Here is an 18,738-nt window from a genome sequence, read left to right as displayed (position 1 = left end):
CTCCCCCCGCCCGTCCCGCCACCGCTCCCCCCCTCCCCCCCCTCACGTTGGAGATCCCTCTCAACCCCACCCCCCCGCGCGCGCGCGCCACCACACCCCCCCCCCCCCCCCCCACGGCTCTTTTGTGCTACCGGCCATCCGGGTAAGGTTAGGTTAGCCTCACCGAGAAGTCGGGACGGGCGTTCGCTGTTGTCGGGTCCCGAAAGTGGGAGGTGAACCGCATGTACGTCTGCAACTGCTTCGGTGTGACCGAGGACCAGGTCAAGAAGCACGCGGACGGCGGTGCGTGCACCCCTCGCCAGATAGCGTCGGCCTGCAAGGCGGGCACGGACTGCGGTTCCTGCGTGCGCCGCATCCAGGCGCTCCTGGGCCGTGGGGCCTGCTCCCGCCGCGAGCTGGTCGAGCAGGGCAGCGCGGCGCTCACGGCCGACGCGAAGGCCCTCGTGAGGCTCCCGGAAGCGGCCTGAGCGCGCACAGCTTCTGACGCGAGCTGACTGCTAGCTGTCCGGCTGCTCGATCTGCTGCGCCAGGTACAGCGCCTCACCGAGACTCTCGATCAGCTCCAGCTGGGTGTCGAGGTAGTCGATGTGGTGCTCCTCGTCCTCCAGGATGTCCTCGAAGATCCGCGCCGACGTCACATCGCCCTTGGCCCGCATGACGTCGATGCCGCGCTTGAGGCGGTCGATCGCCTCGACCTCGACCTGCCGGTCGGCCTCGAACATCTCCGTGACGGTCTGCCCGACCCGTACGTGGAAGAGCCGCTGGTAGTTCGGCAGGGCGTCGAGGAAAAGAATCCGTTCCGTCAGCCGGTCCGCGTGCTTCATCTCGTCGATGGACTCGGCACGGGTGTATTTGGCGAGTTTGGTCCACCCGTTGTTGTCCTGGATCCGGTAGTGGAGCCAGTACTGGTTGATGGCCGTCAACTCGCCCGTGAGCTGCTCGTTGAGGAATTCGATGACCTCGGGGTCGCCCTGCATCGCAGAGGCTCCTTCCACGTGGTGGACCTGGCAGATGTGCGCGCATCCTCGCACCGGCGCCGAAAACCGTCCAGTAAGTGCACGCTTAGTAGGAGTTGCCCGATTCGCCGACGGTCGGGGTCCCGCTGGTCACGTCCACTGCCCGGGGTCTGTCAGGATGGAGGCATGGGTCATCCGGTGGGTCGCGAGTCTGGGGGAGCAGTGCAGCCGGAGCTTCCACCGGGCCAGCGTCTGCAGCGCGGCTGGCCGGTCACGCATTACGGGCCGGTGCCCAAGTTCCGTCCGGAGCGCTGGGAGTTCAGGGTCTTCGGCGCCACCGTCGACGGCGAGAAGCGCTGCTGGACGCACGAGGAGTTCTCCGCGCTGCCGTACGGCACGGTCGTGGGAGACCTGCACTGCGTCACGAAGTTCAGCATGGTGGGCGCGGAATGGGGCGGCGTGACCGCGCGTACGGTGCTCGAACTGGCGCCGCCCGCGCCCGCGGTCACGCATGTGATGGTCTGGGCCGAGTACGGCTTCAGCGCCAATCTGCGCCTTGAGGACTTCGCCTCCGAGCGCACGATCTTCGCCACGCACAAGGACGGTGAACTCCTCACCGCCGAACACGGGTTCCCGCTGCGGCTCGTCGTGCCGCACCTGTACGCGTGGAAGGGCCCGAAGTGGGTCCGTGGCGTCGAGTACATGACCGCCGACCGTCGCGGCTTCTGGGAGGAGCGCGGCTATCACAACGTCGGCGACCCCTGGCAGGAGCAGCGCTACTCGTACCAGGAGGAGCCCGGGGACGGCCCCGAGCTCTGAGTCCTGGCGCCCTGCTCCCGCAGGGTGTCAGTGGTGGTACTGGTGCACCGCCGCGTGGCCCTTGCCGCGGCCGATCATCCACTTGTTGACCGGGGTCGTCACCACGAAGGCGAGCGCGAGCGAGACGGCCAGCGCGATCCAGAACAGCGCGTCGGCGAGCTGGGCGTCCATCGCGGCCGGCCACAGCACGATCACGCCGTTGTCGATCAGCTCCATCACGGCGATGGACAGGGTGTCCGCGGCGAGCGCGACGCGGAACGCGGTCCTGAAGTCGACGCCGGCCTTCAGGACGCCGCGCAGCGTGAGCGAGTAGCCGAAGAAGAACGCGAGCACGATGGCAAGCACCATCGTCGGCAGGTTGCCCCAGCCGAGCGCCGTGCCGATCACCATGCCGAGGATCTCGCCGATGGCGCAGCCGGTGAGGCAGTGGAGCGTCGCCTGCGCGGCCATGGACCAGCTGACTTTGCCGTGGCCGGCGTGGGCGTGACCCTCGTGGCCCTCGTGCCCGGTGTGGCCCTCGTGCGCTGTGTGCGTCTCGTGCTGCATGGCTCCCCCAACGTCAGTAGCGGTCCCTGCTCACTGGCAAGAACCGTATACCCCCTGGGGGTATTCCTCAACTGGCTTCGCGAGGGACGCCTACGCCTTGCGCAGCTCCTTCAGGCGGGCCACGTCCATCGTGGCGCCCGCCTTGCCGCCGGGCGTCTCGATGACCAGCGGGACGCCCGCGGTCGCCGGGTGGGCCATGAGCGCCCGGAACGGCTCCGCCCCGATGTGGCCGGAGCCGATGTTCTCGTGGCGGTCCTTGTGCGCCCCGACGACGTCCTTGGAGTCGTTCGCGTGAATCAGCTTGAGGCGGCCCTCGCCCACGGTCTCCACGAGCAGGTCCAGGGTCTGCTCCACCCCGGCCGGACCCGCGAGGTCGTGCCCCGCCGCGTAGATGTGGCAGGTGTCCAGGCAGACGCCCAGCATCGGATGCGCGTCGAGCGCCTCGAAGTACGGCCCGAAGTCCCAGGTCCGCGAGCACAGCGAGGAACCTTGGCCGGCCGTCGACTCCAGGAGGAGGTACGGGTCGTCGTCATGGGTCAGCTCGTCGAGCAGCGGCAGCATGTGCTCCCGCACCTGCGCGAGCGCCACGGCCCGCTCCCGGCCGCCGGTGGCCGACCCCGTGTGCACGACGACGCCGAGCGCGCCGATCTCCCGGGCCCGGCGCAGCGAGTGCCGCAGCGAGTCCACGGACTTCTCGACGGTCGCCTCGGTGTGCGACCCGAAATTGATCAGATACGGCGCGTGGACGTACGCCGGGATCCCCTCGTCGGCGCAGGCCGCGCGGAACGCCTCGTCCTGCTTCGGGTTGCCGGGCGGCGTCGCCCAGCCGCGCGGATTGGCGACGAAGACCTGCACGGTCTCGGCGCCGATCTCACGCGCGTACGGAAGTCCTACGGAGGCGAGGCCGCCGGCGACCGGGACGTGGCTGCCGACGGGATTGCGGGAGGAGAAGTCGAGGGTGCTCACCCGTCAAGGGTGGCACGCGCGCGTAGGGCTCCTGTCAGCGGATCGTGATGGTGATCTTCGACCCCTTGGCGGCCTTCTCGCCGGCGGCGACCGACTGCTTCTTCACGGTGTCCCCGAAGAGGCCGAGGATGCCCCGGTCGTCCTCGACCTGGAAGCCGGCGCGCTCGAGCTTCTTGTGGGCGTCGGCGACGCTCATGCCCACGACGTCGGGGACCTCCAGCATGGGCGGGCCCTTGGAGATCGTCAGCGTGACCGTGTCGCCCTCGGCGAGCTTGCCCGCGGCGGGGGTCTGCCGCGCGACGCTGCCCTTGTCCACGTCCGAGTACGCCTGCCGGGTGTCGATCTCGGGCTTCAGGCCCGCGCTCTGGAGGTCGGCGATGGCCGCCTCCTCGGTCTCGCCCGTCACGTCCGGGACGTCGACCGCGCTGCCCTTGCTGACCGTGAGCGCGACCGCCGAGCCCGACGTGCGGGTGGTGCCGTTCCCCGGGTCCGTGCTGATCACCGAGCCCCTGGCGACCTCGTCGCTGAAGTCCTGGCTGATCATGCCGGGCTCCAGGCCCGCGGCCTTCAGGGCCCGCTCGGCCTTGGCACGCGGCATCCCCGTCACGTCCGGGACCTTCACGTTCTGCGGGCCGAGGGACACCGTCAGGTCCACGCTGCCGTTGTCCCGGATGCGGGTGCCCGCGCCGGGGTCGCTGTCGATGACGGTGCCGCGCTGCACGGTGTCGCTGTACGTGCGCTTGACGTGGCCGACGCCGAGACCGGCCTGGCCCAGGCGTTCCTCGGCCTGCGCCTGCGTCTTGGCGAGCAGCGGCGGGACCTTCGTGAACTGGCCCGAGTTGATGTACCAGACGCCGGTACCGATGCCGAGGGCGAGCAGGACGCCCACGACGGCCGCGAGCACGCCCCGGCGCGGGCGACGCCCCCGGGAGGGCGCGGAGGGTGCCGTCGGCGGCGTCTCGAAGCGGCTGGTGCGGTGCAGCTCCGCCTGCGGGTCCTGGTCGTCGGACGGCAGCGGGGACCGCACGCCCCGGGTCCGCAGCGCGCGCGGGATCACGCTCGTACGGTCGTCGGAGATGTCACGGTCGCCGGCGTCGTCCGGGCGCGCGGCCGGCGGCACCGCGTCGAGCTGTCCGTCGCTCAGGGCGGCCCTGGCCTCCCTGACCTGGCCGAGCAGCGCGACCGCGTCGTACGGCCTGACCTCGGGATTGCGGGCGGTCGCCGACGCGACGACCTCGTCCAGCTCCACCGGGAGCCCCGGCACGAGCGCGGACGGCGGCGGCACGTCCTCGTTCAGATGCCGGTAGAGGACCTGCGCGGGGGAGTCGCCCGCGTGCGGCTTGGCGCCCGTGAGCATCTCGTAGAGCACCACCCCGCACGCGTACACGTCGACGCGCGGGTCGGCGGTGCCCGACTCGATCTGCTCGGGGGCGAGGTAGGAGACGGTGCCGAGGACGGCGCCCGTCGTGTTCGTGACCGTGTCCACGGCCCGTACGAGACCGAAGTCGGCGACCTTCACGCGGCCGTCGTCCCCTATCAGGACGTTCTCCGGCTTCATGTCGCGGTGGACGAAGCCGGCGCGGTGCGCGGCGCCGAGCGCGGCGAGGACCGGCTCCAGTATGTCGAGCGCGGCACGCGGCCGCAGCGCCCCGCGGGCCCTCAGGACGTCCCGCAGGGTGCAGCCCGCGACGTACTCCATCGCCAGATAGACGTACGGGCCGTCGGTGCCCTGGTCGAAGACCCCCACCACGTTCGGATGGGAGAGGCGGGCGACGGACTTGGCCTCGCGGATGAAGCGCTCGACGAACGAGACGTCGGCGGCGAGCGCCGGATGCATCACCTTGAGCGCGAGAACGCGGTCGAGGCGGGTGTCCACGGCCCGGTAGACCGTGGCCATCCCGCCGACCGCGATACGTGCGTCGATCCGGTACCGGCCGTCGAGCAGCTGCCCGACGAGAGGGTCCTGAAGGGTCGTGTCCACGCAGGTGAGTGTACGAGGAGCGACCGACACACCGGCCCGCCAGCCGCCGCCCACCGCCCCACTGCAGCAGAGCTGTGACCGTGGGTACGGACCTCAGAACGCAGGGCGCTCGGGGTCGAGCCTGGCCATCCCGGAAACCGGCGACGACGCCTCCGCGAAGTGCCTGCGGGGAATCCGGCCCGCCCGGAACGCGAGCCGCCCCGCCTCCACCGCGTGCCGCATCCCCTCCGCCATCAGGACCGGCTCCTGCGCCCGCGTCACCGCCGAGGCGAGCATCACACCCGCGCACCCCAGCTCCATCGCGAGCGCCGCGTCGGACGCCGTGCCCGCGCCCGCGTCCAGGATCACCGGCACGCGCGCGTTCTCGGTGATGAGCTGGAAGTTGTGCGGGTTGCGGATGCCGAGCCCTGAGCCGATGGGGGAGCCGAGCGGCATGACCGCCGCGCAGCCCACGTCCTCCAGCTTCCGCGCGAGCACCGGGTCGTCGTTCGTGTACGGGAGCACGGTGAAGCCGTCGTCGACCAGGGTCTCCGCCGCGTCCAGGAGCTCGATCGGGTCGGGCAGCAGGGTGCGCTCGTCCGCGATGACCTCCAGCTTCACCAGGTCCGTGCCGAGCGCCTCGCGCGCGAGGCGGGCGGTCAGGACGGCCTCACCGGCGGTGTAACAGCCCGCCGTGTTCGGCAGCACCTGGATGCCCAGCTTCTCCAGGACCGACAGCACGGAGCCCTGCACGCTCGCGTCCACCCGCCGCATCGCGACGGTCGTCAGCTCCGTGCCGGACGCCACGAGCGAGCGCTCCAGGACGTCGAGGCTGGGCGCGCCGCCCGTGCCCATGATCAGGCGGGACGAGAAGGACGTGCCGCCGATGACCAAAGCGTCGTCAGCCATGGTTCAGCCTCCCTGGACAGCGGTGAGGACCTCGACACGGTCCCCGTCGGTGAGTGCGGTCGCGGCCCACTGCGTGCGCGGGACGACGGTTTCGTTGAGGGCGGCGGCGACCCCGGAATGCGCGGTGGTCAGCCCCGCGACGAGGGCGTCGAGCGTGGTGCCCGGGGCGACCTCGCGGCCCTCCCCGTTCACGGACACACGGGTGACGGACACGGTCATACGGGCTGCTCCACGGAGACGGTTGCGGGGGCGCTGTCGAAGCGCCGGGGGGTGAAGGGGCGGGCCTCTTCGGGGAGTTCGCCGGTGGTCAGGAGGTGGGCCATGCAGTCGCCGGTGACGGGGGTGAGCAGGACGCCGTTGCGGAAGTGTCCGGTGGCGAGCAGCAGGCCCGGCAGGGCGGTCGGCCCGAGCATCGGGGCGTTGTCCGGAGAGCCGGGGCGCAGGCCCGCGCGGGTCTCCGTCAGCGGCAGTTCCGTGATGCCGGGTACGAGTTCGTGGGCGTCGCGCAGCAGCTCGTAGACGCCGCCCGCGGTCACCGTGGTGTCCCAGCCGAGCTCCTCGCTGGTGGCGCCGACGACCAGTTCGCCGTCGACCCGCGGCACCAGGTAGAGGTGGCCGCCGCGCACGATGGCGCGCACGGTGCGGCTCAGGAACGGCGCGTACGCCTTCGGCACGGTCAGGCGCAGGACCTGGCCCTTCACCGGGCGCACCGGTGGCAGCACGGCGTCCGGGACCCCGGCGAGGCGGCCGCTGAGGCTGCCGCCGGCGAGGACGACCTGGTCCGCTTCGAGTTCGCTGCCCTCGGCGAGGACCAGACCGCGGGCGCGCTCACGTACGACTGTCAGCCGCTCGGCCCACTGCCGGTGGAAGGTCACCCCGGCGCGTTCGCAGGCCGCGACAAGGGCCTTCGCGAGACGCCGCGGGTCGATCTGGTGGTCACCGTCGACGCGCAGGCCGCCCCGCACGGAGGGGGCCAGCATCGGTTCGAGACGCCGACACTCGCGCCCGGTCAGCCACTCCGACTCCAGGCCCGACCGGAGCTGGAGGTCGTGCAGCTCGCGCAGGTGCGCGCGGTCGTCTGCGTCGAGCGCGACGGCCAGCGTGCCGCACGCGCGGTAGCCGAGGTCGAGCCCGGTGAACTCGGAGAGCTCGGCCGCGAACTCCGGATAGCGGCGCGCGGACTCCACGTTCAGGCCGAGCAACGTCTCCTCGCCGTAGTGGAGTTCGGTTACGGCGGCGAGCATCCCGGCCGCCACCTGCGCGGCCCCGCCGCCCGGAGCGGGGTCCACGACCGCGGTACGCAGACCGCGCTGAGCGGCCCGCCACGCGGTGACGAGACCGATGATCCCGCCGCCCACGATGAGGACGTCGGAGCCTTCTGAAGAACGCGGCATGGGCTTCCAGCCCCTCCCTTCGCCGGCATGACCCGGATCAGGTTCGTACGGTCGGAGGCCGCCCAGCCTCCCTCTCAGCCCGGTCCGTCCGGGCTCCCGCGAGTGCTTTACGGTGGCCACCCTAACCGTTGCCCCGATCCGCAGTAAGGGAGCCCGCCCGCATGGCCCGCTCGCTCGACGGTCTCGTCCTCTCCCCGGTCGCCGACCAGGCCCCCGGCCAGGTCGGTACGCGGACGCGTTTCACGTACCACGAGGAGGACGGCCGGATCTGGGCCGAGTACGCGGGCGGGGACGTCGTACGCGGACACCTCGTCGGCACGCGCGAGGGCGACCGGATCGACTTCCGGTACGTCCAGCTCAAGACGGACGGGACGACCGCCTCCGGGCACTGCGTCTCGGACGTCGTGGAGCTGCCCGACGGGCGCGTGCGGCTCGACGAGAAGTGGGAGTGGGAGTCGCAGCCCGGCAGCGGGACGAGCGTGGTCGAGGAGCTCCCGGCGGGCTGACCCTCGCCCCTGACGTGACGGACCCGCGGTCAAACCCGATGCTCCGTGTGGAAGACGTCACCGGACCGTTGTGATCCACCCGGCTGACTGACTGAACGTCAGATGCTTAAGGTGATCCGGTGAGCGAGCAGACCCAGAACCAGGCCCCGGCGGGGCGCCGCGTCGTGATCGTCGGCGCCGGGATGGCGGGGGTCCAGACCGCCGTGGCCCTGCGCGAACAGGGCTTCACCGGCGCGGTCACCCTGATCGGCGCGGAACCCCATCAGCCGTACGACCGGCCCCCGCTGTCCAAGGCGGTGCTGCTCGGCAAGGCCGAGGGATCCGCGTTCGACGTCGACTTCGAAGCACTCGACATCACGCTCGAACTCGGCCGCGAGGTCACCGGCGTACGCCCCGCCGAGCACGCGCTCGACACCGCGACAGGCCCCGCCCTCTACGACGTCCTCGTCCTCGCCACCGGCGCCGAACCCGTCACGCTGCCCGGCACCGAGGACATCCCCGGCGTCCATCTGCTGCGCACGCTCGACGACGCGGAGCGGCTGCGTCCGGTCCTCGCCGCCCAGCACGACATCGTCGTCGTGGGTGCGGGCTGGATCGGCGCCGAGTTCGCCACGGCCGCCCGCGAGGCCGGGTGCGCGGTCACCGTCGTCGAGGCCGCCGAGCGCCCGCTCGCCGGCGCGCTGCCCGCCGAGGTCGCCGCCCCCATGGCCGCCTGGTACGCGGACGCCGGCGCGGAACTGCGCACCAACGCGCGCGTGGAGCACATCGAACCCGGCGCCGTGGTCCTCGACGACGGCACCCGCGTGCCCGCCGGAGCCGTCGTCGTCGGCATCGGCGCGCGCCCCGCCACCGGCTGGCTCACCGGCTCCGGCATCGAACTCGGCGTCCACCGCGAGGTCGTCGCCGACCAGCACCTGCGCACGTCCGAACCCGACGTGTACGCCGTCGGCGACTGCTCGTCCTTCCCCTCCGGCAGGTACGGCGAGCGCCTGATGGTCCACCACTGGGACAACGCGCTCCAGGGCCCCCGCACCGTCGCCGCCAACATCATCGGCGAGACCCCGGCGACGTACGACCCCGTGCCGTACTTCTGGTCGGAGCAGTTCGGGCGCTTCGTGCAGTACGCCGGGCACCACGCCGGCGCCGACGCGACCGTGTGGCGCGGTGACCCCGAGGGCGCCTCCTGGTCGGTGTGCTGGCTGCGCGAGAACCGGCTCGTCGGCGTCCTCGCCGTGGGGCGTCCGCGTGACCTGGCCCAGGGACGCAAGCTCATCGAGTCGGGCGCCGTGCTCGACCCGGAGGTCATCGCCGACGCGGCCCGCCCCCTGAAGGCGGCCGTCGCGTAAGCCTTTCGTACGGCCGCGTTTCCCACTGTCAGTCCGGGATGGCAGGCTTGTCGTGTGACCGAGATTGACGCAAAGATCGATGCTCTCGTCCCCGAGTGGCTGACCCTCCCCGACATCGCCGAGCAGTTCGGCGTGGAGGTGACGAAGGTGCGGCAGCTGGTGAAGGACGGCCAGGTGATCGCCGTACGCCGCGGTGAGAACAGGGCGCTGCACGTGCCCGCCGCCTTCATCGACGGCGACAAGGTCGTCAAGGGCCTCACCGGGACCCTGACCCTCCTGAGGGACGACGGCTTCAACGACGAAGAGATGCTGGAGTGGCTCTTCACCCCCGACCCGACCCTGCCGGGCACCCCCGCGCAGGCGCTGAGCGAGAATCGCGGCACGGAGGTGAAGCGCCGCGCCCAGGCGCTCGCCGTCTGACCTGACAACCGTCCGGTGTGCGGGCCGCGTCCCTCGCGGCCCGCGCGCCACCGACCAGGGGGGATCCACCCATGGCCATGGCCGCCACGTACCGCGACCGGCTCGCCGACGCCCGGCTGTACCTGTGCACGGACGCCCGCAAGCGCCAGGGCGACCTCCCCGAGTTCCTCGACGCCGTCCTGGCGAACGGCGTGGACATCGTGCAGCTGCGCGACAAGGGCATGGAGGCCGGCGAGGAGCTGGAGCACCTGGCCGTCCTCGCCGACGCCGCCCGCCGCCACGGCAAGCTGTTCTCGGTGAACGACCGGGCGGACGTCGCCCACGCGGCCGGCGCGCAGGTCCTGCACCTGGGCCAGGGCGACCTGCCCGTCCCCGCGGCCCGCGCCGTCCTCGGCGACGACGTCCTGATCGGCCGCTCCACGCACGCCGACACGGAGGCCGCGGCCGCTGCCGTCCAGGACGGCGTGGACTACTTCTGCACCGGCCCCTGCTGGCCCACCCCCACCAAGCCCGGCCGGTACGCCCCCGGCCTCGACCTCGTGCGGTACACGGCCTCGCTCGGCACCGACCGCCCCTGGTTCGCGATCGGCGGCATCGACGCGGGGAACCTCGACGAGGTCCTCGAAGCGGGCGCCCGGCGTGTCGTCGTCGTCCGCGCCATCACGGAGGCCGACGACCCCGGCGCCGCCGCGGCGGACCTGGCCAAGCGGCTGCGCGCGCTCTGACCGGCGACGCGCGGCCTGACGGGCGATCCGCCCGGCCGGGCCTTCACCCGGTCGGACCTCGTCCGGTCGGGTGTCCGCGAACTGTCCGCTGGGTGGACGGTGATTAGGGAGACGGCCCTCCCGTGGCTAACCTGCCGGTATGGCCCTAGGGACCCCTTCCACCAGGACTGATCGCGCACGCACCGTGCGCGACATGCTCGCGACCGGCAAGACGACGTTCTCCTTCGAGTTCTCGGCGCCGAAGACCCCGAAGGGCGAGCGGAACCTCTGGAACGCGCTGCGCCGGGTCGAGGCCGTCGCGCCCGACTTCGTCTCCGTGACCTACGGCGCGGGCGGCTCCACCCGGGCCGGCACGGTGCGTGAGACGGAGCAGATCGTCTCCGACACCACCCTGACCCCGGTCGCCCACCTCACCGCCGTCGACCACTCGGTCGCCGAGCTGCGCAACATCATCGGCCAGTACGCGGACGCCGGGATCCGGAACATGCTCGCCGTGCGCGGCGACCCGCCCGGCGACCCGATGGCCGACTGGATCGCGCACCCCGAGGGCCTCACGTACGCGGCCGAACTGGTCCAGCTGATCAAGGAGTCGGGCGACTTCTGCGTGGGCGTCGCGGCCTTCCCCGCGATGCACCCGCGCTCCGCGGACTGGGACTCGGACGTACGCCACTTCGTGGACAAGTGCCGCGCGGGCGCGGACTACGCGATCACCCAGATGTTCTTCTACCCGGAGGAATATCTTCGGCTGCGTGACAAGGTGGAGGCGGCCGGCTGCGACACCCCCGTGATCCCGGAGATCATGCCGGTCACCAGCGTGCGGATGCTCGAACGGCTGCCCAAGCTGAGCAACGCCTCGTTCCCGCCCGCCCTGAAAGAGCGGATCCTCACAGCCAAAGACGATCCGGCGGCTGTACGCTCCATTGGCATCGAGTTCGCGACGGAGTTCTGCGCGAAGCTGTTGGACGAAGGTGTTCCGGGTCTGCACTTCATCACGCTCAACAACTCCACGGCGACACTGGAGATCTACGAGAATCTGGGCCTGCACGACCAGCGGGCCTGATCCCGGCCGTACTCCACGAGAGTTCCGGCCGTACGAGAGGGGCGTACATGGGCTGGACGGTCCTCTACATCGCGTTCGGAATCGTCGCGTTGTGGCTGCTCGGTGAGGTGCTGCTCCAGAACAAGGCACGGCTGCGGCACCGGCTGCTGGCCTTCGCCGGCTTCCTGGGCGTCGTCCTCGGGGTGCTGATCCCGTCGGTGATCGTCATCGGGGTCGGCGCGATCATGTTCGCCGTCGGCCAGACCTATGTGACGCTCTCGTTCCGCCGGGGCTTCTCCACGGGCTGGGCGCTCAAGGGGCAGTCCGGCGCGAGCAAGCGCCGCAGGAAGGAGCGGGTCCGCCAGGACCCGACCCTCGAAGTCTCCGACCTGGAGTACGAGGAGCCGGCGCCCGCCGCCCCGGAGCATGAGGCGCCCTCGGTGTACGCCACCGAGCCGATGCCCGACGACACCGGCCAGTACGGCGTCTACACCCCGTCCGCGCCCCAGCCCGACCCCGAGCCGAACTACGGCTACGACACGTACGCCGCCGGCTACGACCAGCACGGTTACGGCGGCTACGACGGCGGGCAGCAGCAGTACGCCGCCTACTCCGACCCGTACATCGGCACGCAGACGTACCCGGCCCAGCCGAGTTACGACGACGCGTACGGCACGGGCCAGCAGTACGGCGACCCGTACGCGGCCCAGGGCTACATGGAGACGCCGCCCGGCGGCGTCTGGGTGCCCCAGCAGCGCAACGGCGAGGCCCAGCACGACAGTTACGGCGGCGAACTGCCCGCCGAGCAGCCGTACCCGTACGACCAGAGCGGCCACCACGGGTACGACGGCGGGGCCGGGCACAGCGAGCAGCAGTACCGCTACTGAGCCTGGCTAGTGGTACTGAGCCCGGTGGGCGCGGGTCGTCACTGCGAGCCGCGGAAGTCCGGGCCCTCCACGATCAGGCCGGCCACCAGCGCGCCCGACATCCCCGCGTGCGGAAGCCCGCCGCCCGGGTGCGCCCAGCCGCCGACGGCGAACAGGCCCGGCACGAGCGTGCTGTTCGACGGGTGCAGGAAAGCGCCGGACGCGGCGGCCAGCGCGGGCGCCGGCACCGAACCGCCCTCCGCCCCCGTCGCCTCCGCGACATCGGACGGCGTACGGACCTCGTGCCACAGCAGGCGCTCGCGCAGCCCAGGCACCGCGCGGGCAGCCACCTCGATCACCCGGTCCACGTCCGCGTCCGTCACGCGCGCGCCCCGTGGCACCGTCACCGTCAGGGTGACCGCCTCGTGCTCCGCGTCGGGCACCACGGACGCGTCGTCGGGACGCAGCACCGTCACCGTCGGGCGCTCCGCCACCGCCGTGCCGCCGCCGAACAGTGCGGTCAACTCGGCGTCCCGGTCGGCTGCGTGGACCACCGTGCGGTGCGGGGTGCCCTCAGGGCGGGCCCCGCTCAGCGCGAGGAACACCGTGAGGCGGCTCGGCAGTCCTGACTGCGGCGGCACCTCGTCCTTGCCTCTCAGCGGGCGCTCCGGCAGCAGCTCTTCCAGGACGGCGGGCGCCACTCCGGCGATCACGAAATCGGCCTCGACGACGCTGCCGTCGGCCAGCTCCAGGCCCGCCGCCCGGCCGTCCTTCTCCACGATCCGCGTGACCGGCGCGTCGAAGGTGAACTCGACCTTCCGCGCCAGACACCGCTCGTACACCGCGCGCGCCAGCTCCCGCATCCCGCCGCGCACCGCCCATGTGCCGAAGGCGTCGTCCATGTAAGGCAGCACGGCCGCGCTCGCGGGCGCCGTCCGCGGATCGAGGCCGGACGCCAGCGCGAACTGCTCCAGGAGCGCCACGAGCCGTGGGTCCCCGCCCAGTTCGAGTTCGGCGATCCCGGTGAGTGTCGTCGCCGTCAGGTCCTTGCGCAGCATCCGGCGGCGGACCGGTGCGGGGTAGGGCTCGCGGTCCGCGAGGATCTGCCAGTTCGGCCACAGGGGCTCTTCGAGGAGGGGGCGGCGGGAGCGGTCCCACGCCTCACGCGCGCGGTTCATGAACGCCGACCAGAGCGCGCCCGAGCCCTTGCCGAGCGCCGCGTCCAGGGCCTCGGCGGTGCCGCCGCGCCGGGCGTTCGGCAGGTCCACCTGCTGCCCGTCGGCGAAGACGTGCCGCACAGCGGGCTCCACCTGGGTCAGGCCGATCGCGTCCTCCAGCGGCTCCTTGCCCGTCTTGACGAACAAGTCCCGGTAGACCGCGGGCAGTTGGAGCAGCCCCGGGCCCGTGTCGAAGGAGAACCCGTCCCGGGCGAAGCCGCCGACCGCACCGCCGTACGTCGACGCCCGCTCGTACACCGCCACCCGGTGGCCCGCCACGGCCAGCCGGGCAGCCGTCGCCATGGCGCCCATCCCAGCGCCGATCACCGCAATCCGTGCCATGCCGGTGACTTTATCGGCCGGGTCGGACGGGTCGGCGGGGGCGGGCGTAGCCAGAGCATGACTCCCCGTCGTGGGCCCGCGCACCCACGCCTGAGTATCCGTACCTAGTGCGCGAGATGAGTAGAAGCGCGGATGGGTCCTGACCTGCGTGGAAGAGAGAGTGGAGGCACGGAAGGGGGCGCGGCGCCGGCACCGCCGACACGGGGCGGCGGAACAGCGTGGCGCCCCCTTGGCCGCTCTCCTCGTCCCGGCGGGGGCGAGGGACGGGGGTCTGTACGACCGACGGGCCCACGGGGGAAACGGGGGAACGACGGGGTACGGGGGAACAACGGGGGACGCGCCGGTCGGGTGGGCCTGAGAGATCAGGTCCACCCGACCGGCGCTTCGTTGTGTGCGGGACGCGTCAGCGGCTGCCGCTCACACGCCCCTGGAGCAGTCGCGACAGCGCCGCGTGGACGTCGTCCAGCGAGCGCTCCGGCTGGAAGGCCTGCCAGTCGAGCGCGGCCACCAGGACCATGCCGACCAGCGCGGCCGCCGTCAGCGGGATGTCGATCTCCTCGCTCAGCTCACCGCTCTCGACCGCGCCGCGCAGTACGTCCTCCACGACGGCGACGGCCTCCTGCCGGACCACCGCGAGAGTGGACTGCCAGGCGCGGTTCGTGCGCCACAGCTCGGCCACGTAGAGCTGGGTGAAGGCCGGGTACCGGTCGATGAAGACGAGACCGGCCCGGATCATCGCGTCGAGCGCGTCGACCTTGCTGCCGCCGCTCGCGGCCGTCTTCTCCGACGCCTCCCGCAGCGACGCGGTGAGCAGGCCGACGCCGTGCCGGAGCAGCTCTTCGAAGAGGACCGATTTGCTGGCGAAGTTGTAGTAGACCGTGCCTTTCGCGACCCCGGCGCGCTCGGCGATCTCGTCGACCGTCGTGGCGGAGAACCCCTGCTCCGCGATGAGCGTGACCGCGGCCTCGTACAGCTTCTGCCGGGTGGCCTGGCGGCGTGTGCTGCTTTCCATGCCCCTGATTCTCACAGGCGTCCGGGCGGCCGCGTTCACAGGCTGAGCTCCGGGTGCAGCCGGTCGAGTGTCCACACCTGCTTACGGCGGGCACTCAGCGCGGTCAGGGCGAGGGCTCCGGCCGTGAACGCCACCAGGACGGCGCAGCCCTGCCACACGGGCCCGAGTCCACCGCCGGAGATCAGCCTCCGGAGCGCCTCGACGACGTAGGTCATCGGCAGGTAGGGGTGGATCGCGTTGAAGAACCCGGGGCTCGTCTGCACGGGGTACGTGCCGCCCGCCGACGTCAACTGGAGCATCAGGACGGCGAGTACGAGGATCCGCCCGGCCGCTCCGAAGCGGGCGTTCAGCCACTGCACGATCGCGGCGAAGCACGCGGTCACGAGGAACAGGAACCCGACCGTCCCGGCCGCCCGCACCATCTGGAGCCCGAGCGCCCAGTGCAGTACGGACATCAGCGCGCCCACCTGGAGCACCCCGAGCGTGGCCACCGGGAGCCAGCCGGCCAGCGCGATCCGCCAGGCGGAGGCACCCGCGGCGAGCGCGCGCCGGTTGAGCGGCTGGATCAGCATGTAGGCCACCATCGCGCCGACCCACAGGGACAGCGGGATGAAGTAAGGGGCGAACCCGGTGCCGTAGTTGGGCGCCTTGTGCAGGGACTGCGAGGCGAGCTGGACCGGGTCGGCCATGACGCCGGTGCGCTGGTCGCGGTCCTTCTTGTCGTAGTCGGGGATCTGCTTCACGCCGTCGTGGAGACCGCCGGCGAGCTTGCCGGAGCCGTCGGCCAGCTTGTACATGCCGCCGCTGAGCTCGCCCGCGCCCGTCTTCAGCTTGCCGACGCCCGTGTCGAGCGCCGCCGAGCCGGTCTTCGCCGTGCCGAGCCCGGTGTGCAGCTGCTTGGCGCCCTTGGCGACCTGGCCCGCGCCCTTGTTGAGCGCGTTGATCTTCGAGACGGCGGTGGCCACGTCCTGGTCGAGGGTCGGGGCGCGCTTCGCCAGCGCCTCCGACTGGTGCTGGAGCGTGGCGAGATGACCGTCGAGGGTGTCCAGGTCGCCGTGGTCGTTGTCGATCAGCACGTTCACGTCGTCGGCGACCTTCGCCACGTCGTCGGCCGCGATCTTGGCCTTCTTCAGGTCGGGGCAGGCCGGGTCGGGCAGCGGCAGGTTCTCGCAGCGCGCCTTGTAGACGCCGTCCAGGACGTCGGCGGCGGTGTGCGCTCCCTTGGCGGCGGGCGGCGCGGTCTTCACGAGGACGTCGAGGTTGTCGCGTATGCCTTTCGCGGAGTCGGCGACGAGCTGGGCGGTGTCGCCGATCGCCTTCTTGTTGTTCTTCAGGAAGGGGCGCACCTGGGCGTCGACGCCGTTGACCTTGTCGGCGAGCAGTTGCGTGCCCTCGGACACCTGCTTCGAGCCGTCCTCCAGCGCGCCCGCGCCCTTGTTCAGCTTCTTGAGCCCGCCGGCCAGGTCGGAGCTGCCCTTCTTGGCGTCCTTCAGGCCGTCGGCCAGCTCCTTGGACCCCTTCTTCGCCTTGCCGATCCCGCCTTCGAGCTGGTCGGCGCCCTTGGCCGCCTTCTGCGTGGCGTCGTGCAGGTCGGAGAACGAGATGAAGATCCGGTCGAGGAACGAGCGCGACGCCTTGGTGGACGCCGCCGAACGCACCTCGGAGAACACCGTCCGAGAGATCTGCCCGACGATGTAGTTGTTCGCGTCGTTCGTCCGCACCTGGAGAGCGCCGGTCTCCGGCGAGTCACCCGCACTGGACACGACACGCTTGCTGAAGTCCGAAGGCATGGTCAGGGACAGGTAGTACGTCCCGTCCTCGACGCCCTTGCGCGCCTTGGCCGCGCTGACCTCATGCCAGTCGAAGACCTTGCTGGCCCGCAGCCCTTCGGTGATGTCGTCGCCGGCGGTGACCTTCTTGCCCGCGGCCGTCGCCCCCTTGTCGTCGTTGACGAGCGCCACGGGAACCTTGTCGAGCCGCCCGTACGGGTCCCAGAACGACCACAGGTAGAGGGCGCCGTAGAGCAGGGGGAGCAGCAGGAGGGCGGCGAGCGCGGCACGCGGCAGCTTGCCCCTGCCGAAGCGCCTCAGTTCGAGCGCGGCGAGCCTAGGCGAGCGCATTCGCCGTCTCCTTGTCGTCGTCGTTGCCGTTCTCGGTGCCGTCCGCTGCGTCGTCTGCTGCGTCGTGTGCTGCGGCTTCTGCGGCGGCTTTCTTGGGGGCGGTCGATACGACAACGGCGCCCTCCGGGGCCTCGCTGCACACCGCCAGGACCGTCGTGCCGGACTCGGCGACGGACCTCAACAGGTCCCAGACTTCGGCCCGTTCGGCGTCCGAGAGCTTCAGGTCGGTGTCGTCCACGCCGAGCAGCCGCGGCTTGCCGATCATCGCGAGGGCCACGGAGAGGCGGAGTGCCTCGGTCCGCTCCAGGTCGCGCACGGCGGTGCGGGGGCCCTTCGGGAGGGCGTCCAGGTCGAGCCCGGCGGCGGCCAGGGCGGTGTCGATCCGCAGCCGGGACGCTGCCCGCCGCTCGGCCCGGGGGCGAAGGAGCGCCCGCAGGGAGCTGCCGAACCGCTGCTCCAGCAGTGCCCGTTCGCGCAGGTGCTCCCCGACGGTCAGGGCGGGATCGAGGTCGGTCACCCCCGGCACATGCGCCAGCGCGCTGATCCGTCGTACGGCGGACAGCTGCTTCGGGAGCCGGAGGCGGCCGACGGACGCGGTGCCCTCGGTGGGCTTCATGCGTCCGGTGAGGGCGAGCAGCAGACAGGTACGGCCCGACCCGGACGGTCCCTCGATCGCGACGAGCGCCCCGGGTTCGGCCTTGACGTCCACCCCTCGGAACGCCCAGCCACGCGGGCCCTTGAGCCCCAACCCCTCGGCGCCGACGGCGACCGCTCCCGGACCGTCCATGGCCAGGCCCCCCTGATCTCTCACTCTTGACCGCTCACCCTTTTTGAACTGACTGGTCAGTACAAAAAGTAGCCCGAACTGGCGCCCGAAGCAAAGGCGCAGGTCAGAGCCGATTGTCAGTGGCGTACTCCACGATGGACACATACGGCCACTGCGCCGTCACACAGACGACAGGAGGTTCGTCATGGCTGGACACCCGGCGTCATCGGCTGCTGCCGCCCGCCGCTCCCGCGCCACTGGCCCTGCCCCCTCACTCAACGGCCCCGCGAGCGACGTCCACCCCGTACTCCGTCGCACGGGCGCCCCGCCCGCCGCACTCGACCTGCTCGCCCAGGCGCGCACGGGACTCGACGAGGCGGCCCACCTCGACACCCCCAACGAGCGGTACGCCACGGCCCACCTCGCCGCCCTGCGCACCGCCGCCGCCGTACTCGCCGCCCGCGGCCGGCCCGAAGCCACCCCACGGCGCCGCGCGAAGATACGGAGCGCCTGGGAAGTGCTCCCCGAGATAGCGCCCGAACTGACCGAGTGGAGCGCCCTGTTCGCCTCCGGCGCCACCCGCAGGGCCCGCGCCGAAGCCGGCATCCGGGGCGCGGCCACCGTCCGCGACGCGGACGACCTGCTCCGCGACGTCGCCATGTTCCTGCGCCTCGTCGAGCGGATGCTCGTGCTCCAGCCCGTACTGCCCCAGCCGAGAACGGAGGACGAGGACGCGGCCACCGGCCGGAACGTCCCGGACGCCGGGTGACCTGGCAGCTCCCACGAGGCAATAGGGTGGAGGCGCCCGAACCCTCCACCCGGCTCAGCG

Annotated in this window: 20 protein-coding genes and 1 riboswitch; of the genes, 9 read left to right on the top strand and 11 right to left on the bottom strand. The window is 71.8% G+C overall.

The window, feature by feature from the left end; genetic code table 11:
• The first annotated feature begins 212 nt into the window (after positions 1-212).
• On the top strand, positions 213-467 hold the full coding sequence (locus ABZ893_RS28620; protein ID WP_361409096.1) for a (2Fe-2S)-binding protein: 255 nt from the start codon (positions 213-215) through the stop codon (positions 465-467).
• A 30-nt stretch (positions 468-497) separates the two neighbouring features.
• Here ABZ893_RS28620 and bfr read toward each other — a convergent pair whose 3' ends face one another.
• Positions 498-977, bottom strand: coding sequence for a bacterioferritin (bfr, locus tag ABZ893_RS28615; RefSeq protein ID WP_361409093.1), 480 nt, complete (start codon positions 975-977; stop codon positions 498-500).
• Between the two features lie 165 nt (positions 978-1,142).
• Here bfr and ABZ893_RS28610 point away from each other — a divergent pair, with 165 nt between their 5' ends.
• Positions 1,143-1,775 carry a sulfite oxidase-like oxidoreductase gene (locus ABZ893_RS28610; RefSeq protein WP_361409090.1) on the top strand — a complete coding sequence of 211 codons (633 nt, stop codon included), beginning with the start codon at positions 1,143-1,145 and terminating at the stop codon, positions 1,773-1,775.
• A 27-nt stretch (positions 1,776-1,802) separates the two neighbouring features.
• Here the strand turns inward: ABZ893_RS28610 and ABZ893_RS28605 are convergent, their stop codons facing one another.
• The 6 genes from ABZ893_RS28605 to thiO form a co-directional block, all read right to left on the bottom strand.
• Complete coding sequence (locus ABZ893_RS28605) at positions 1,803-2,321, bottom strand: DUF4396 domain-containing protein (protein WP_361409087.1); 519 nt, start codon at positions 2,319-2,321, stop codon at positions 1,803-1,805.
• 90 nt (positions 2,322-2,411) lie between these two features.
• A complete protein-coding gene (locus ABZ893_RS28600; RefSeq protein ID WP_361409084.1) occupies positions 2,412-3,287 on the bottom strand; it encodes a deoxyribonuclease IV in 876 nt (291 codons plus the stop codon).
• Between the two features lie 34 nt (positions 3,288-3,321).
• Complete coding sequence (gene pknB / locus ABZ893_RS28595) at positions 3,322-5,268, bottom strand: Stk1 family PASTA domain-containing Ser/Thr kinase (RefSeq protein ID WP_361409082.1); 1,947 nt, start codon at positions 5,266-5,268, stop codon at positions 3,322-3,324.
• 93 nt (positions 5,269-5,361) lie between these two features.
• Entirely contained in the window at positions 5,362-6,156 is a 795-nt protein-coding gene (locus tag ABZ893_RS28590) for a thiazole synthase (RefSeq protein WP_361409079.1), read from the bottom strand.
• A gap of 3 nt (positions 6,157-6,159) precedes the next feature.
• Positions 6,160-6,375 carry a sulfur carrier protein ThiS gene (gene thiS / locus ABZ893_RS28585; RefSeq protein ID WP_361409076.1) on the bottom strand — a complete coding sequence of 72 codons (216 nt, stop codon included), beginning with the start codon at positions 6,373-6,375 and terminating at the stop codon, positions 6,160-6,162.
• Positions 6,372-7,550: a glycine oxidase ThiO gene (gene thiO, locus ABZ893_RS28580; RefSeq protein WP_361409073.1), complete on the bottom strand. Its 1,179-nt coding sequence runs from the start codon at positions 7,548-7,550 to the stop codon at positions 6,372-6,374. Before thiO ends, thiS begins: the two co-directional genes overlap by 4 nt.
• Positions 7,548-7,660, bottom strand: a riboswitch (TPP riboswitch). Its footprint overlaps the gene before it by 3 nt.
• A 51-nt stretch (positions 7,661-7,711) precedes the next feature.
• Between thiO and ABZ893_RS28575 the strand changes: the two genes are divergently transcribed.
• From ABZ893_RS28575 to ABZ893_RS28550, 6 genes are all read left to right on the top strand, one after another.
• Positions 7,712-8,056 (top strand): hypothetical protein, encoded by a 345-nt coding sequence (locus ABZ893_RS28575; protein ID WP_361409070.1) that lies wholly within the window; start codon positions 7,712-7,714, stop codon positions 8,054-8,056.
• A gap of 119 nt (positions 8,057-8,175) precedes the next feature.
• A complete protein-coding gene (locus tag ABZ893_RS28570) occupies positions 8,176-9,402 on the top strand; it encodes an FAD-dependent oxidoreductase (RefSeq protein WP_361409067.1) in 1,227 nt (408 codons plus the stop codon).
• Positions 9,403-9,456: 54 nt separating this feature from the next.
• A complete protein-coding gene (locus ABZ893_RS28565; RefSeq protein WP_361409064.1) occupies positions 9,457-9,822 on the top strand; it encodes an Rv2175c family DNA-binding protein in 366 nt (121 codons plus the stop codon).
• Between the two features lie 77 nt (positions 9,823-9,899).
• Complete coding sequence (gene thiE, locus ABZ893_RS28560; protein WP_361409123.1) at positions 9,900-10,547, top strand: thiamine phosphate synthase; 648 nt, start codon at positions 9,900-9,902, stop codon at positions 10,545-10,547.
• A 139-nt stretch (positions 10,548-10,686) separates the two neighbouring features.
• Positions 10,687-11,607, top strand: coding sequence for a methylenetetrahydrofolate reductase [NAD(P)H] (metF, locus tag ABZ893_RS28555; RefSeq protein WP_361409060.1), 921 nt, complete (start codon positions 10,687-10,689; stop codon positions 11,605-11,607).
• A 47-nt stretch (positions 11,608-11,654) separates the two neighbouring features.
• Positions 11,655-12,473 (top strand): hypothetical protein, encoded by an 819-nt coding sequence (locus tag ABZ893_RS28550; protein WP_361409057.1) that lies wholly within the window; start codon positions 11,655-11,657, stop codon positions 12,471-12,473.
• Positions 12,474-12,511: 38 nt separating this feature from the next.
• On the opposite strand, the gene ABZ893_RS28545 is transcribed toward ABZ893_RS28550, so the two are convergent.
• The 4 genes from ABZ893_RS28545 to ABZ893_RS28530 form a co-directional block, all read right to left on the bottom strand.
• Complete coding sequence (locus ABZ893_RS28545) at positions 12,512-14,011, bottom strand: NAD(P)/FAD-dependent oxidoreductase (protein WP_361409054.1); 1,500 nt, start codon at positions 14,009-14,011, stop codon at positions 12,512-12,514.
• A gap of 403 nt (positions 14,012-14,414) precedes the next feature.
• Positions 14,415-15,023 carry a TetR/AcrR family transcriptional regulator gene (locus ABZ893_RS28540; RefSeq protein ID WP_361409051.1) on the bottom strand — a complete coding sequence of 203 codons (609 nt, stop codon included), beginning with the start codon at positions 15,021-15,023 and terminating at the stop codon, positions 14,415-14,417.
• Positions 15,024-15,058: 35 nt separating this feature from the next.
• Positions 15,059-17,143 (bottom strand): YhgE/Pip domain-containing protein, encoded by a 2,085-nt coding sequence (locus tag ABZ893_RS28535; protein WP_361409048.1) that lies wholly within the window; start codon positions 17,141-17,143, stop codon positions 15,059-15,061.
• A complete protein-coding gene (locus tag ABZ893_RS28530) occupies positions 17,130-17,930 on the bottom strand; it encodes an ATP-binding cassette domain-containing protein (RefSeq protein WP_361409045.1) in 801 nt (266 codons plus the stop codon). Before ABZ893_RS28530 ends, ABZ893_RS28535 begins: the two co-directional genes overlap by 14 nt.
• A gap of 184 nt (positions 17,931-18,114) precedes the next feature.
• Here ABZ893_RS28530 and ABZ893_RS28525 point away from each other — a divergent pair, with 184 nt between their 5' ends.
• Positions 18,115-18,678 carry an SAV_6107 family HEPN domain-containing protein gene (locus tag ABZ893_RS28525; RefSeq protein WP_361409042.1) on the top strand — a complete coding sequence of 188 codons (564 nt, stop codon included), beginning with the start codon at positions 18,115-18,117 and terminating at the stop codon, positions 18,676-18,678.
• The last annotated feature ends 60 nt before the right edge of the window (positions 18,679-18,738 follow it).

Source organism: Streptomyces sp. NPDC046821 (assembly GCF_040645335.1).
Classification (GTDB): Bacteria; Actinomycetota; Actinomycetes; order Streptomycetales; family Streptomycetaceae; genus Streptomyces.
This window is presented reverse-complemented; position numbering and strand designations above follow the sequence as displayed.

What these genes read in the sequence shown, in the direction of transcription:
- bfr (WP_361409093.1), bottom strand. Translation starts at nt 977, where the DNA reads ATGCAGGGCGACCCCGAGGTCATCGAATTCCTCAACGAGCAGCTCACG.
- ABZ893_RS28610 (WP_361409090.1), top strand. Translation starts at nt 1,143, where the DNA reads ATGGGTCATCCGGTGGGTCGCGAGTCTGGGGGAGCAGTGCAGCCGGAG.
- ABZ893_RS28605 (WP_361409087.1), bottom strand. Translation starts at nt 2,321, where the DNA reads ATGCAGCACGAGACGCACACAGCGCACGAGGGCCACACCGGGCACGAG.
- ABZ893_RS28590 (WP_361409079.1), bottom strand. Translation starts at nt 6,156, where the DNA reads ATGGCTGACGACGCTTTGGTCATCGGCGGCACGTCCTTCTCGTCCCGC.
- thiS (WP_361409076.1), bottom strand. Translation starts at nt 6,375, where the DNA reads ATGACCGTGTCCGTCACCCGTGTGTCCGTGAACGGGGAGGGCCGCGAG.
- thiO (WP_361409073.1), bottom strand. Translation starts at nt 7,550, where the DNA reads ATGCCGCGTTCTTCAGAAGGCTCCGACGTCCTCATCGTGGGCGGCGGG.
- ABZ893_RS28575 (WP_361409070.1), top strand. Translation starts at nt 7,712, where the DNA reads ATGGCCCGCTCGCTCGACGGTCTCGTCCTCTCCCCGGTCGCCGACCAG.
- thiE (WP_361409123.1), top strand. Translation starts at nt 9,900, where the DNA reads ATGGCCGCCACGTACCGCGACCGGCTCGCCGACGCCCGGCTGTACCTG.
- metF (WP_361409060.1), top strand. Translation starts at nt 10,687, where the DNA reads ATGGCCCTAGGGACCCCTTCCACCAGGACTGATCGCGCACGCACCGTG.
- ABZ893_RS28550 (WP_361409057.1), top strand. Translation starts at nt 11,655, where the DNA reads ATGGGCTGGACGGTCCTCTACATCGCGTTCGGAATCGTCGCGTTGTGG.
- ABZ893_RS28545 (WP_361409054.1), bottom strand. Translation starts at nt 14,011, where the DNA reads ATGGCACGGATTGCGGTGATCGGCGCTGGGATGGGCGCCATGGCGACG.
- ABZ893_RS28540 (WP_361409051.1), bottom strand. Translation starts at nt 15,023, where the DNA reads ATGGAAAGCAGCACACGCCGCCAGGCCACCCGGCAGAAGCTGTACGAG.
- ABZ893_RS28535 (WP_361409048.1), bottom strand. Translation starts at nt 17,143, where the DNA reads ATGCGCTCGCCTAGGCTCGCCGCGCTCGAACTGAGGCGCTTCGGCAGG.
- ABZ893_RS28530 (WP_361409045.1), bottom strand. Translation starts at nt 17,930, where the DNA reads ATGGACGGTCCGGGAGCGGTCGCCGTCGGCGCCGAGGGGTTGGGGCTC.
- ABZ893_RS28525 (WP_361409042.1), top strand. Translation starts at nt 18,115, where the DNA reads ATGGCTGGACACCCGGCGTCATCGGCTGCTGCCGCCCGCCGCTCCCGC.